Here is a 14,623-nt window from a genome sequence, read left to right as displayed (position 1 = left end):
GAGCGTCATGGCAGCTAAACGAGTCACCATGGCAGAGGTCGCCAAGGAGGCCGGCGTTTCGATCAAAACCGTATCGAACGCCATCAACGGCGTGGGCAACGTACTGCCCAAGACGCAGAAGAAGGTCGACGCGGCCGTCGCCAAGCTCGGCTACCGCATCGACACTGCGGCGCGCTATCTCAAGACCCGCCGGCACCAGACCATCGGGCTGGCCATCGGCGGCTTCGACAGTCCGTTCTACACGCAGCTGCTCGAGGGCGTGATAGACGAGGCGACCGCCAAGGGCTACACCGTGACCATCAGCACCTACAACCAGCTCAAGGGAGGGGTGGAGGAGCTCATCCGCGAGGCGCCGTACTCCAACGCGGACGGGTGGATCGTGTACGCCAGCCATCCGCTGGAGGACGAAGGCAAGGCGCTCGAGGGCGAGTATCCGATCGTGCAGTGCGGCAACTACACGGCGTTCGGCAAGGCCGACCTTGTCACGCTGGACAACCGCGGCACGCTCCGTGAAACCACGCAGCTGCTCATCGACCGCGGCTGCACGCGCATCGCCGCCCTGTGCGCTCCGGAGGGCATCACGCGCGATACGTACCATCGTCAGGCCGCAGTGCGCGGCGCGGCCGTGATCGACCGACTCGAAGGCTACCTCGACGCGCTGCGGGACAACGGTCTGCCCGTCGACTGGTCGCTCATCCCGGATGGCAGGCGCTGGACCATGGGCGGCGGGGCCTCCGCCGTGGACGATCTACTGTCCGCAGGCGAGGGCGGCCGTCCCGACGCGATCCTGTGCTACAACGACTCCGCGGCGCTGGGCGCCCTGTACGAGCTGCAGCTGCGCGGCGTTTCCGTGCCCGGGGACGTGCAGGTGATCGGTTTCGACAACATTGCGGAAAGTCGGTATTCCTCGCCGGCGCTTACCACCGTGGACCCGATGTGGAAGGACTATGCGAAGCTGTGCGTCACGCGTCTGCTGGCGCGCATCAACGGCGACGATTCTCCCTACGCGACGATCGCTCTGCACCCGCGGCTGGTGGAGCGCGACTCCACGCGGCGGTAAGCGCGTCCGGGACGTTGCGGGCTGCGAATTACGGGCTCAACGTCGCTAATCTCGCGATTCCAAGCGTCAAATGATCGCTGTGGCGATAGATTGGCGCTTGGAATTCCGATTTTCGCGACGTTGAGCCCGTAATTTCATCAATGGCATGCTTTCGCATGGAGTCAGCGCGAGGTGGTCGCTGCGGTTTGCGGCTGGTGGTGACGCGTGATTGCGCGCTCGTGCAGCGCGCTGATGCCGATGGCCGCGCCATACAGTGCCAGTAGCACCAACGCCTGGATGATCATCGGCACGGGATTGGGCACCGGGTTGGCGATGGCGGCGAAGGTGAAGGCGATGATCGTGGCCCAGCGCCAGCCATGCAGCATGGCGGAGGTGCGCAGGATGCCTGCGAAGTTGAGCGCCACCAGCAGTTCCGGGATGAGGAACGACAGGCCGAACGCCAGCACCAGCTTCACGCAGAAGGCCACGAACGCGTCCGCGCGCAGAAGCACCGCCGCGTCCTCGGGCACGAAGGAGGATAGGGCGACGACCGCTTCGGGAATGCACATGACCCCCACCCATGCGCCCGCAACGAACAGCAGCGTACCCGCGAAACCGAAGGCGGCGGCGAACAGTTTCTCCCGGCGCATGAGCCCAGGGCCGATGAACAGGCAGATCTGCAGGATCCACCACGGCGAGGACAGGATGATGCCGGACCAGATGGCCACGTTGACCTGAAGGTCGAGCGCTGCGCCGATGGTCTGGAAGTTGAGCTGCGGGGTCTGGCCGGTGATGCCTCGCAGCAGTGATTGCAGATAGTCGAGGATAGGAGTGTAGGCGAACCATCCGGCCGCGATGCCGACGGCGATGCCGGCGAACGCCCAGAGCAGCCGTTTCCGCAGCACGCGCAGATGGTCGCCGAGACTCATGCGCGTGCGGGCGAGCCTGCGACGCTCCCGCCATGCGCGGAATGCATCGCGTCGGGCGACGAGAAAACTACGCAAACGAGCGTAGAGCGCAGCAGTACCTGCCATCAGGGCGTGCGGCACGATGCCTCCTTTCTACAGGGCGGGAACGACTGGCGGCTGCAATGCGCAAGGCCGTGTTCAGTATGATCGGGACGCGGTCGAGGGGTCGGTGATCGTTGGAGACGTCGGTGCGACGATGGACGGCACGGCGTATGCGGGAGCCGTGCCGGGTGTTGCCGGCGGCTGTGCATACGCCTGTTGTGCATACGCGTTCTGCTGCGTGGCGTATGCCGCCGGTTGCGACATTCCGGGGGCTGCAGCGGGTGCCTGAGCGGTTGGTGCCGCGGCGACCCATGTATTGCCGGCCACCGGGGATGCCGCAGGCGTGGCGGGCGTGGCGGCGGTTGCCTCCGCGCGGTCCTCTTCCTGCATGTCCTTGAGGTCCTTGCGCAGGATCTTGGCGGATTGGCCTATGGATCGGGCGAGGTCAGGCAGCTTGGAGGCGCCGAAGATGATGAGCACCACGATGAGTACGATGAGCAGATGGGTTGGTTTCATGACTGGACTCCCTTCGAAGTCGGAACGGTTGCGGCGGGCACTCTCGCAGAGTTGGCGGTATCGGTCGTGCGCTGTGCCAGATCGGCCAGTGAGTTGAGGTCGACTTCGCGCATCCATGCGTCCATCTCCTCGCGCACGGCCTTGCGCACTATCGCCTTGGGATTGACGTCGCGCAGGTCGAACGATCCGGCATCAAGTCCGATGGACTTGAGCGGATCGCCGGGCGCATCGATGCCCGGCAGATGGCCGTTGACCTCCGCTCGAAGGTTCGAGCTGAAGCCCTTGGCTGTCTGCACGAGGGATCGGAACGCCTTGACGGCCTGCGCGATGTTGCGTGGTCCGAGTACGAGTGCGGCCACGACGAGGATGACCGCGAGCTCGGAACCGTTGATGCCGAACATGGTGCCTCCTCTCCGCCCGATCGGTGGAGGAGCCGGGCTCCGGCGGCATCGGGGATATCTCGCGCGTCGTTGCGTGGCTCTGGGAATGGGTTGATTGGCTCCATCGTCAAGCTGGGGTAAACGATAGCACATAAAATCGTATCAATCAACGTGCTCCATACCTCGATGTGTGCGACACGCCGAGTGTGACTGCTTTGAAATGCCCTTCTTTTATTGTAAATACGCCATTTCTGCGTTCCCGTACAAATATGAATTGACAACACGTCGGATTCGGCACATCATGTAAACGGTTACTTGCGGTGGTGTGTCGGTGGTTTGTCGGCATGGTCTCCCGCAGTGGCCATGACAATCATTCGGACAGTCGAGGGCGACGGGGGCGTACGAGGCTCCCAATCATCCTTCTTCCGTTCATCGGGGAGCGAAGAGTAGGAGCGACTATGCCAGAACTCAACAGGCGCACCTTCCTCAAAATGGCTTTGGGGGCTGGGGCGGCTGCCGCGCTGGTGCCGACTCTGGCTGCCTATGGCGACGACATCGCCGGTGCAGCCGGTGCCGCGGGGGCGGCGGGCACGGGGCAGGCATTCAAGGGACATGATCCCGTGACCGTGCACTGGATCGAAGGTGCGGCACCGGCAAAACTCGCCGGCGGCGTAACCTGGGGCGTGCCGTGGCCCAAGGGGGCGCTCGCGGACACCGCACAATTTGCGCTCAATGCAGAGGACGGCACCGACGTGCCTCTGCAGAGCTGGGTCACCGGATGGTGGCCGGATGGTTCGGTCAAATGGACTGCGCACGCCTTCTCCGACGATGCCGCGAAATCCGGCACCTACAAGCTCACCCCGGGCAAGGCTCCCGCCCAGGGCAAGCATTCGATCGCCGTCTCCGATGGGACGGACATTGTGGTGGACACCGGCGTCATCAAGGTCACCTTCCCCAAGTCGGGAACCAACCTGATCTCCTCCATCGTGCGCAACGGCGTCGAAATCGCCCGCAACGGCCGCCTCGTGGCCAGCGTGCAGGATGTGGCGGATAGCGAACAGCCCACCGTCATCAATCGTCGCAACCTCGCCAGTGCCATCGAATCCGCCGAGGTGGAGAACCAGGGCACGCAGCGCGCGCTCGTGCATGTCAAGGGACGCCACGCCGACGACAAAGGCGGACTGCTGCCGTTCGACGTGCGCTTCTACCTGTACGCCGGCTCGGACGGCCTGCGCGTGGTACACAACTTCATCTACGACGGCGACCAGCAGAAGGACTTCGTCAAATCCCTGGGCATCACCTTCGACGTGCCGTTCCAGGGCGCCGAGGCGTGGGATCGCCATGTGCGGTTCGCCGGTCAGGACGGGGGCGTGTTCGGCGAGGCGATTCAGCCGGTCACCGGGCTGCGCCGCGATCCCGACAAGAAGGGCACGGACTTCAAGATCAAGGAATCCCAGGTGGCCGGCGTGGCACTGCCCAGTCCCGACAAGTGGGATCCGCGCGTCTCCGGTGCCATGCAGTACGTGCCCAAGTACGGCGACTACAGTCTCACCCAGCTCAACCCCAACGGCTTCGAAATCCGCAAGCGCACCGGCAAGGGCATGGTGTGGATCCGCTCCGACGCTGGCAAGCGTGCGGCGGGCCTCGGCTATGTGGGTTCGCCCAAGGGCGGCCTGGCATTCGGCCTGCGTGATTTCTGGAAGCGCTACCCCGCGGAACTGGCCGTGACCAACGGAGCCGCCGACGCGGCCCAGGCCACGGTCTGGCTGTGGAGCCCCAACGCCGATTCGATGGACCTGCGCACCCTGCATGACGGCCTCGGCCAGGACACCTACGAAAAGCAGACCGAAGGTCTCAACATCACGTACGAAGACTGGGAGAAGGGCTTCGACACCCCGTACGGCATCGGCAACACCCACGAACTCATGTTCTGGGCGCTCGCCGCCACGCCGAGCCGAACCGACTTCGCCACGCTGGCCGCCGCCAACGCTCTGCCGCCGATGCTTGCCAGCGATCCGCAGCACAACCATTCGGCCCATGTGTTCGGCAGCTGGGCGCCCGTGGATCGCAGCACCCCGCTCAAGAACCAAATCGAGGACGGACTCAAAGCCAAGAACGACTTCTACCATGCCGAGGTCGACCAGCGTTCGTGGTATGGGTTCTGGGACTACGGCGACGTGATGCACACCTACGACGACGCCCGGCACATGTGGTGTTACGACATCGGCGGCTATGCGTGGGACAATTCCGAACTGTCCAGCGACCTGGGTTTCTGGTACTACTACCTGCACACCGGCGATGGCGCCGCGTACCGCTTCGCCGAGGCGATGTTCCGCCACTGCTCGGAGGTGGACACCTACCACGCCGGCCGGTTCCGTCGCCTCGGCACCCGTCACGGCGTGCTGCACTACGGCGACTCGGGCAAGCAGAACCGCATCAGCAACGCCACATATCGTCGCATCTACTACTTCCTGACGGCCGACGAACGCGCCGGCGACATCCTGCACGATCTGGTGACGGCCGACCAGACCTTCATGCTGCTCGATCCGAACCGCAAGGTGCGCACCGACGGCTATACGCCAAGCGATCCGAGCACGCTGGACGTCTCCAACGTGCTGGACTGGGGTGTATTGTCCGCCGCGTGGTTCACCGAGTGGGAACGCCGCGGGCCGGATGCCGAGATCGCGCACACCAAGCTGCTCAACTCCGCGAAATCCATCGCCGCAATGCCCAACGGATTCATGCAGGGCGGCACGATGAAGTACAACCTTGCCGACGGAAAATATCAGGCCATGACCGAGCAGACGCTCGAAGTGGGCTCGCTTGACTTCTCGTTCGGCCAAGTGCAGATGATCCCCGAGATCATCGATTCGTTGGGCGAGAACGACGTGCGCGACGCCTGGCTGGAATACTGCCGGCTCTACGGCCTGAACAACAACGGTCAGGAGGTGCAGGACGCCACCGGCGTGAACTGGAAGGCCAACAAGTCCGGCGACATGTTCTCCGGTGCCGTGGCATGGGCGGGCGTACAGCTCAACGACGACGGACTCAAGGAACGTGCCAAGAACATGTGCGGCTGGCTGAGCCCCACCAACACCACATTGGTGGATATCGGCGGCGCGGACGCGCTGAACCCAGTGAAGGAAGCTCCCGGCATGGCCGGAACGAACGGCTATGCCTCCGGCTCCATCGGCATCATCCAGTGCCTTGCGCTGATCCCCGAGAAGTTCTAGCGCCAGCCCATTGCAATCATCCATTGAAAGGAATGTCAACCCAATGAAACACAAATCAACTTCACCGTTGCGGCGACCCGCGTTGTCGCTGCACAAGGCATGCGCGGCGGTTGCCGCCATCGCCGCGTTGTCGGTGGGATTCTCGGGCATCGCGCTCGCTGCGGAACCCGCAGTGTCCGGAGCCTCGACGTCGCCGGTCGCGCCCGCCGTTCAGGAAGCCGAACCGACTTGCAACCTCGACAAGGACACGTACGCTACATGCTTCCCGGACGCAAATCTGGCGAAGGCGGTAGCCGCCGCGGTCAACAAGAAGGGCAAGCCCGAAGATGTGGTCAAGAAGGCCGATGTCGAAGGCGTAACCTCGCTGACACTGGACAACAAGAAGATCGCCGACATGAGCGGTCTGGGAATCTTCACGAACCTCGGGCGCCTTTCGCTCTCGAGGAACGAGATTTCCAAGATCGAAGGTCTTGCCGACATGCCTAAGCTGACGTATCTGTCGGTGGCATACAACAAACTGACCACTGTGGAAGGGCTTGACGGCAACCTTCCCCGCCTGACCCAGCTCATGCTGAGCGGAAATGGCATCCATGACTTTACCGGACTGAACAAGCTGGATAAGGTCATGCAGTTCTCCGCGATCGAGCAGGACATCGAATTCCCGAAGATCGAGGCAGCGCCCGCCGACGGCAAGGTGGTCGTGCAGGTTCCGGTCGATGTGCAGGGCAATGCCATCGAGCCGACGACGATCTCCCCGGCCGACGGCAAGTTCGATGCCGCATCCAAGACCGTTACGTGGAACAACGTTCACTCCGATGCTGAGCTGACGGTGACATTCGTCAACAAGTTCATCCGTGTGGGGGACACTTCGCGCGGTAAGTTCACCGGTACCGTCGTCCAGCAGGTGGGCAACCCGGTGGTGAACGTCACCGTGACGTTTGATTCCAAGGGCGGCAGCGAGGTTGCGCCCGTCACCGTGAAACGCGGCACTGCGATCGCCCAGCCCGCCGATCCCACCAAGGACGGTTACGTGTTCCAGGGGTGGAGCGCGATCGATGGCTACGCCACCACCACCGGCAATCTGTTCGACTTCGCCACCCCGATCGAGAACGACATGAAGCTCTACGCGCTGTGGAAGCCGGACGGCGCCCCGCAGCCCGGCTTCAACGGCTTTCTGGCCGTCACCGGCGTGACCAAGTCCCAGTACAAGGTAGGTGAGGCATTCGACCCGTCCACCATCACCGTCACGCAGTACGACAAGAACTACACCATGACCGTGCTCACGCCCGACCAATACGAGGTGTCCGGTTTTGACTCGTCCAAGGACGCCGAGATCACCGTCACCGTGACCAGTAAGCTCGACAAGTCCGTCAAGCCCGCCACGCTCAAGCTCACCATCGGCAACGGCGGCTCCGAGCCGGCGCCCGAGCCGACCGTGGAGTCGATTGCGGTGACGGCGTTGCCGGCGAAGACCGAGTACAAGGTCGGTGAGGAGTTCGATGCGGCCGGTCTGCAGGTGACGGCGGCGCTGTCCGACAAGTCCGAGCGTGTGCTGTCTGCGGAGGAGTACGGGCTTTCCGGTTTCGATTCCTCGAAGGCTGCGGACAAGGTGACCGTGACGGTGACGCTGAAGGCCGATCCGACCAAGACCGCCACGTTCGACGTGACGGTCAAGGAGAAGGCCGACCCGAACCCTGATCCGGATAAGCCCGACCCGGATAAGCCGACTCCTGACCCGGACAAGCCCACTCCTGATCCGGATAAGCCCGACCCGGACAAGCCCACTCCTGACCCGGACAAGCCCACTCCTGACCCGGATAAGCCGACTCCGGACAAGCCGACTCCGGATGAGCCGCAGACCGCGGACAAGACCAAGCTCAACGAGGCGATCGCCGCTGCGGAGAAGCTCGAGGAGTCCAAGTACACGGCCGAAACGTGGAAGCCGTTTGCGCAGGCGCTCGTCGAGGCCAAGGCCGTGGCTGCCGATGCCGAGGCCGGTCAGTCCAAGGTCGACGCGGCCCTGAAGTCGCTGACCGACGCCCAGGCCGCGCTGAAGGAAGTTGAATCCCAAGGTGATCAGCCCGGAACCGATCAGCCCGGAACCGATCAGCCCGGCGAGGAGCAGCCTGGGAACAAGCCGGACGGCGACGGTCAGAACGGTGGCCAGTCTCAGGACGAAACACCGGATGGCAGCACTCCCGAGGACCAGCCCGACGCCGACGACTCCGATGGCGTCAAGGATGCTCCCAAGGAGACCGATCAGTCCGAGAAGGATCAGCCCGACGACTCCGATGGCGGCAAACTGGGCAACACCGGTGCCAGCGTCGTTGCGATCGCCGTATCCGCTGTGCTGCTGCTGGCTGCGGGATCGGTTCTGATCATCGCGGTGCGTCGAGCCTGACGTTTCGCGTGTGACCGCGCACCGAGGGCGGTGGCCAGGTCGACGAGATCTGGCCACCGCCCTTATTGCGTCCCACGGGGCAGGTTTTCTCTGCTGCCCTGACTTTTGAGCGTCTTCAGATGCGCATACCGCCGTTGTTACATCGATGTAATGCAATGATTGTAGGAAAGTCGTTTATGGCTTCAATGAATGAAGGTAATCGTATGAATAATACATTGGAACTCGATCCGCTGTTCCGTGACGGTGCGGTGTTGCAGCGTAATCAGGCCGTGCATATCTGGGGCGAATCCCGGCCGGAGGCCCGCGTGTCCGTAAGTCTCACGCGCTCGGGAACTGACAATAGGGAATGGTCATCCGCCTATGCCGATGCCAGGGGCCGGTGGCGCATGACCCTGCCCGCGCATCCCGCCGGCGGGCCGTATGAACTGTGCGTGGAATCCGGGCAGTCCGTCGTTCGAGCGCGCGACCTGCTGTTCGGCGATGTCTGGCTGCTCGGCGGCCAGTCCAACATGTGGCTGTGGATGAACCGCGTGGCCGCGCGCTATCCCGGTGAACTTGATTGTGCCAGGGATAGTACGATCCGCTTCTTCCTGATCGATCAGGAGGCGGATTTCTCGGGATCTCGCACGCGAACGGCCGGCGGCGGGTGGCTCGTCGAAGGCCGCGACGACATGTCCGTCGTCTCCGCGGTCGGCTTCTTCTTCGCCAAGCACCTGCGCGCCGACGCCGGCGTGGACGTGCCGCTCGGCTTCGTGCAGGCGGCCATCGGCGGAACGCCCATCGAACCGTGGATTGCCGAACCGTGGCTGCGCAAGCTCGATCTCATTCCCGGCGACTACGGTCGTTGGGGCGAACCGGGATATGCAGAGCGAGCGGAGGCCGCTGCCGCGGAGCGGTTCGAGCGCTTCGTGGCGCAGGCCGACGCGGTCGACAGGGGTCTGGTTGAATGCTGGCAGGATCCCGCGTTCGACGATTCCGATTGGGGTGAGACCGCGCTTGCCGAAGCCAGCTCCGACCACGATCCGGAATTGGGTGAACCCGGCATGTTCTGGTTCCGTAAAACCATCGACCTGCCGGATAACGTGGCCGGCAAACCCGCGACGTTGCGGTTCGGCACGCTGGTCGACGCGGACGACTGCTATCTCAACGGCGAACCGATAGGCCACACCGGTTATCGCTTCCCGCCGCGCAATTATGCGATCGCGGCCCTGCCCAAGCACATGACGCTCGCCTTCCGCCTGCGCGTGAACACCGGTGCGGACGGTGGCTTCACCGCGGGCAAACGCCACATGATCGTGATTGACCCCACCGCTGCGACTGACGGTGCCGGCAATCCCATGCCGCGCGGGGACGGGTCCCTGCCGTGCGTCTGGCCTGCCGTCGGACCCGATGAGGATTCGCATGGTACCGGTCCGATCGACGTGATCGACGTGGATGCGCTTGGTCCTTGGCGGTACCGGCGTTCCGCGACATTCGGCCCGGCTCCCGCCAAGGTGTTCCCGACACGGGAACCGGCGGGGTGCTACAACGCAATGATCGCGCCATTGCGGGGTCTGGCCCTGACCGGCGTGCTGTGGTATCAGGGCGAGACGAACGCCTCGCGCGGTCCGGCCGGCTATGCGGAGAAGATGCTGGCGCTGGTGCAATGCTGGCGCTCGCTGTTCCGTCGTCCCGACCTGCCGTTCCTCTATGTTCAGCTGCCGAACCTGACCTTGCAGGCGCGCGGATATGCACGGCTTCGTGACGAGCAGCGCAAGGCGCTGGTGCTGGATCGCACCGCGATGGTCGTGACGCTTGACGTCGGCGAGGACAACGACCTGCATCCGATCGGCAAGGAGCCGATCGGACGTCGCCTGGCCATTGTCGCCGATGCGTTGGTCTATGGGGGAAACCATGAGTTCATGGGGCCGCTGGTTTCCCGCGCATGGAAGGAGGAAAGTGCCGTTGTTGTGCGGTTTACCCATTGCGGGGGAGGCCTGTGCGTGCGGGATGAGGCCGATGCGGGTGCGGTGCCGTTCGAGCTCATCGACCCGTCGGGGGAGTGGCCGATGCTGAAGGTGACGGGCCGGGTGTCGTCCGAGAATGAGGTGACCATTGCCATGCCGTGGGGTGTGATGCCCGGCGAGGACGCCCTGCTGCGCTATGCGTGGGGAGAATCGCCCGATCCGGTGCTGCGCAACGGTGCCGGGCTGCTCGCCAGCCCCTTCGAAGTGATGCTGAACTGATTTTCCGGTTCACGAGATGTTTTGCGCGGCAACTTGTGAACCGGGAGATGTGTTCGCTTTGACGCTCAGTTCGTTGAAATACCGTCAAGCCCATGTGTGAACCATGTGCGGTATTGGGAGATTTCCGGTTCACAAGATTTTTCGTTGCGCAACGCGTGAACCGGAAATCACGCCCGACCTCATTTCAAGGAAATACATCGATAGTAAGAAACATCTGAATTGACAAGAATATAAATACTGAATATAGTAAGAGTAAACGGTTACCTCATGAAAAGATGGGGTGCGGGGCTCCGGTGCGCGGAAGGACCGAGGTGCCCCAAACCCATAGCCAAGGACGGAGTTATTCATGACATCCCTCTATTTCCACCACGGTTGGAAGTTCCAACTCGCAGACGCATTCCCCCTGCGCGAGGCAATCGAGCGGTGGCGGGACTCCGCGGGCCGCGACTTTGCCGATCCCGCCTATGACGACGAGCAATGGCAGGCCGTCGCCCTGCCGCATACGTTCAACGACTCGGACATCTTCCGCGACCGCATTTCCGACGGCGGCAGCCTCCAGAAGCGCTGTGTGGCGTTCTACCGCAACTGGCTCACCGTGCCCGCCGAGCACCGCGGGGAGAAGGTGATCCTCGAATTCGAGGGCATGCGCCAAACCTGTTACCTGTACGTCAACGGCGTACTTGCCGGGTACGTGGAGAACGGTGTGGCGCCGTTCGGCATCGATGTGACGGACTTCGTGAACCCGGACCGCCCCAACCTCGTCGCCGTCGCCACCGACAACACCAGCCTGCGCAACCTGTCTTGCTACGGCGCGGAAACCCCCAACGAGCCCGGGGTGGAGCCCGGCAGCTACGTTGCCCGAGGTGATGGCGACGTTCCCGCCGGGTATCCGGAAGGCGTTCCGTTCTTTTGGAACACCAACGACTTCAATCCCACGCTCGGCGGCATCACGCGCCCGCTCAAGGTGCATTTCAAGCCCCGCACCTACCTGACGCTGCCTCTGTACTCCAACCTGCGCACCAAGGGCACCTACGTATACGGCGCAGACTTCGATCTGACGGATCCGGCCGCACCCAAGGCGCGCATCAACGTGGAGTCCGAGGTGCGCAACGAGACTGACCGTGCCGTGCAAGCGAATCTGCGCGTGAGCGTGCGCACGCTGGACGGCGTGGAGGTGGCGGGCTTCGAGTCCGAGCCGGTTGCGGTCCGGCCGTCTGGAAGGGTGGTGCAGCCGCTGTCCATCACGCCGACTGACGCCTACCGATGGGATGACGCCAAGCGGCAGTATGTTGCCGTGGAGGACGAGGACGCCGTCGCACCCACCGTGACCGACTCCCTTGACGTGACCACGCTGAAGGCGTCCACCGCCGTGCCCGTGCCGCTGCGCCTGTGGAGCCTCACGGACCCGTACCTGTACCGCGTGAGCGTGACTCTGGTGGTGGATGGTGAGCCTGTGGACGAGGAAACCGTTGAGACCGGCTTCCGCGCCGTCGGCTACGACAACACGAAGGGCGTCACCATCAACGGTGTGCCCGTATGGCTACGTGGCTATGCCCAGCGCGCCACCAACGAATGGTCCGCCACCGGCATCGCCACCGACTGGATGAAGGACGAGGACGCCGAACTCATCCGCGCTTCGAACGCCAACCATGTGCGCTGGATGCACGTAGCCGCGTCCCCTTCGGACATCGCTGCCTTCGACCGTCACGGCATCGTGTGCATGCAGCCCGCCGGCGACAAGGAGAAGGAAAGCTTCGGCCGCCAGTGGGACCAGCGCGTGGAACTCATGCGCGACGTGATCGTTGCGTTCCGCAACAACCCGAGCATCGTGTTCTGGGAGGCCGGCAACAACTCGCTGCACGCCAACCACATGCACGAGATGCTCGAGCTCAAGCGCTTGCTTGACCCTCATGGTGGCCGGTTCATGGGCTGTCGCACGCTCAACACCGAGGACACGGTGGCCGAATCGGAATACGTGGGCACCATGCTCAACCGCCACGCCGCCCGGTTCATCGCCGAGCACGGGCCGATCACCGAAACCGAATACGCGCGCGAGGAGGCGCCCGGCCGCGTCTGGGATGACTACACCGGCCCGGACTACGACTACCGCAACAGGTGGATCGGCGTGGGCGGGCGCAAAGGCCCGGGCGTGGATTTCTATGATTTGACCGCGGAGGGATTGGCGCTCGCCGATGCGCGAGGGTACGCCGAATTCTTCAATGACCGCCTGGGCGGCGCCTCCCGACGCGATCTTTACTCGGCGGCCGCCGCGCTGTGCTGGACCGATTCCGCGCAGCACGGTCGGCAGTCATACTCCGAGAACGCGCGCATGTCCGGCAGGGTGCGTCCGGACCGCGTCAGGAAGCAGAGCTTCGACGTGTTCCGCGTGATGCAGTCCGAGACACCCGCGGTGAAGATCCTCGGCCACTGGAACTACGAGCCCGCCAACGCCGCCAAGACCGGCCCGGTCTACCGCTATGAGAAGAAGCGGTTCAACGGCCGTTTTTGGGAGGGCACGGGCGAGTTCGCCTATCGCGATCCCACGGACAAAACCGTGTATGTGGTGGCCAGTTACCCGGTGGCTCGCGTGGAGCTCCTGGTCAACGGTGAGACGGTCGGGGAGTGCCATGAGCCGCAGGATACGTTCGTGTTTCCCTTCGAGCATGTGGACGTGACGCGGTCGGGTGCGGTGGAGGCCGTGGCCTACAACTACGACGGCTGCGAGGTGGCCCGCGATCGCATCGAAACGGTGGGGGATCCAGCCGGGCTGGTGCTCGCCGCACATGTCGCCCCGGGCGGCTGGCGGGCGGACGGCGAGGATCTGGCCTATGTGGACGTGAGCGTGACGGATGCCGAGGGACGCGTGTGCCCGCTGGCGTCGCAGCGCATCGATTTCACGGTCGAGGGTCCCGCAGTGTTTTTGGGAGGCTACAACGAAGGGCGGTTTGACGGGCGTCTGGACGGCAGACCGGATGACAGCGTGATCCACTCGGACCATGTGTTCGCTGACTGCGGTCTGAACCGCGTGTTCCTGCGTGCCTCGGAGACGCCCGGCGTGGTGCGGCTCACGGCCCGTGCCGAGGGCCTGCCGCCGGCGACTGCGAAGCTTTGTGTCGAGGCGGCGGACACCGCCGTGCTGAGCGCGGAGCCGGCGAGTCGGGCCTATGCGCGGTATGCGCCGGTCGCTCCGCTGCCGGCGCGCGAATTCCCGCCGATCGCCGCTGCGGACAATGCCAAGTACGTGCCTCCGAGCGAGGATTTCTGCAAGGTGCTCATCGACGGACAGGAACCGGATTCGCGCATGGTGCCGACCGTCAACAAAAACGGTGCCGTGTGGGGCAACGTGATGGTGGTGCTCGAGCGCATGCGCATGCAGTGCGGCGACCGGTTCTCGTACGAGTGGGATCCGTCCGCGCGGACGCTGACGCTGCGCTCCGGCGGGCATGTGGTCCAAGCGGAGGTCGGCCGCACGCATCTGCTGGTGGACGGCCGGGAGAACCTCATGGACGGCGAGCCGTACCTGTCCCCGCGCGGGGACGTGGTCATGGAGGTGGCCGCCCTGGTGAGCTGGGTCAAGGACGTGACCGTGCAGTACGACGACCGCGTGCATGTGCTGCGCGTGGAGACGGGTGCGCTGGACGGCGGCGACGCGTTCACACCCGCCGAAGCGGAGGCGCCGTTGGCAGGGAAGGAGAGGGCGGGCGAGGTGCCGGCGATGGTGGCCGTGCCGCGTTGACCGGCGTGTTGTGCGATTGGGGCAAGAATAGATAGCTTTCCATGTCCGATCGCCTGTTTTTCTTCGCTCACTCTCAGGTCTGC

The 14,623-nt window shown here is 64.1% G+C and carries 8 protein-coding genes; 5 read left to right on the top strand and 3 right to left on the bottom strand.

All coding sequences use genetic code 11. The features are described from left to right. Window positions 1–7: 7 nt before the first annotated feature. On the top strand, window positions 8–1,060 hold the full coding sequence (locus AC1AZA_RS06790; RefSeq protein ID WP_476513911.1) for a LacI family DNA-binding transcriptional regulator: 1,053 nt from the start codon (window positions 8–10) through the stop codon (window positions 1,058–1,060). Window positions 1,061–1,221: 161 nt separating this feature from the next. On the opposite strand, the gene tatC is transcribed toward AC1AZA_RS06790, so the two are convergent. Genes tatC through AC1AZA_RS06775 form a run of 3 tightly spaced genes read right to left on the bottom strand, consistent with a single transcriptional unit; the run spans window position 1,222 to window position 2,966 of the window. Beyond that, the gene (gene tatC, locus AC1AZA_RS06785) at window positions 1,222–2,088 is read right to left on the bottom strand and encodes a twin-arginine translocase subunit TatC (protein WP_476513910.1); all 867 of its coding nucleotides are present in this window, start codon (window positions 2,086–2,088) and stop codon (window positions 1,222–1,224) included. Between the two features lie 57 nt (window positions 2,089–2,145). Next, window positions 2,146–2,565, bottom strand: a complete 420-nt coding sequence (tatA, locus tag AC1AZA_RS06780; protein ID WP_476513909.1) for a Sec-independent protein translocase subunit TatA — start codon at window positions 2,563–2,565, stop codon at window positions 2,146–2,148. After that, the gene (locus AC1AZA_RS06775; protein WP_476513908.1) at window positions 2,562–2,966 is read right to left on the bottom strand and encodes a twin-arginine translocase TatA/TatE family subunit; all 405 of its coding nucleotides are present in this window, start codon (window positions 2,964–2,966) and stop codon (window positions 2,562–2,564) included. Before AC1AZA_RS06775 ends, tatA begins: the two co-directional genes overlap by 4 nt. Window positions 2,967–3,403: 437 nt before the next feature. Here AC1AZA_RS06775 and AC1AZA_RS06770 point away from each other — a divergent pair, with 437 nt between their 5' ends. From AC1AZA_RS06770 to AC1AZA_RS06755, 4 genes are all read left to right on the top strand, one after another. Continuing rightward, on the top strand, window positions 3,404–6,178 hold the full coding sequence (locus tag AC1AZA_RS06770) for an exo-rhamnogalacturonan lyase family protein (protein WP_476513907.1): 2,775 nt from the start codon (window positions 3,404–3,406) through the stop codon (window positions 6,176–6,178). Between the two features lie 43 nt (window positions 6,179–6,221). Continuing rightward, window positions 6,222–8,579 carry a bacterial Ig-like domain-containing protein gene (locus AC1AZA_RS06765; protein ID WP_476513906.1) on the top strand — a complete coding sequence of 786 codons (2,358 nt, stop codon included), beginning with the start codon at window positions 6,222–6,224 and terminating at the stop codon, window positions 8,577–8,579. Window positions 8,580–8,782: 203 nt separating this feature from the next. After that, window positions 8,783–10,804, top strand: a complete 2,022-nt coding sequence (locus AC1AZA_RS06760) for a sialate O-acetylesterase (RefSeq protein ID WP_476513905.1) — start codon at window positions 8,783–8,785, stop codon at window positions 10,802–10,804. Window positions 10,805–11,150: 346 nt separating this feature from the next. Next, window positions 11,151–14,540, top strand: coding sequence for a glycoside hydrolase family 2 TIM barrel-domain containing protein (locus AC1AZA_RS06755; protein ID WP_476513904.1), 3,390 nt, complete (start codon window positions 11,151–11,153; stop codon window positions 14,538–14,540). Window positions 14,541–14,623 lie beyond the last annotated feature (83 nt).

The organism is Bifidobacterium sp. LH_389 (assembly GCF_056357235.1).
This window is presented reverse-complemented; position numbering and strand designations above follow the sequence as displayed.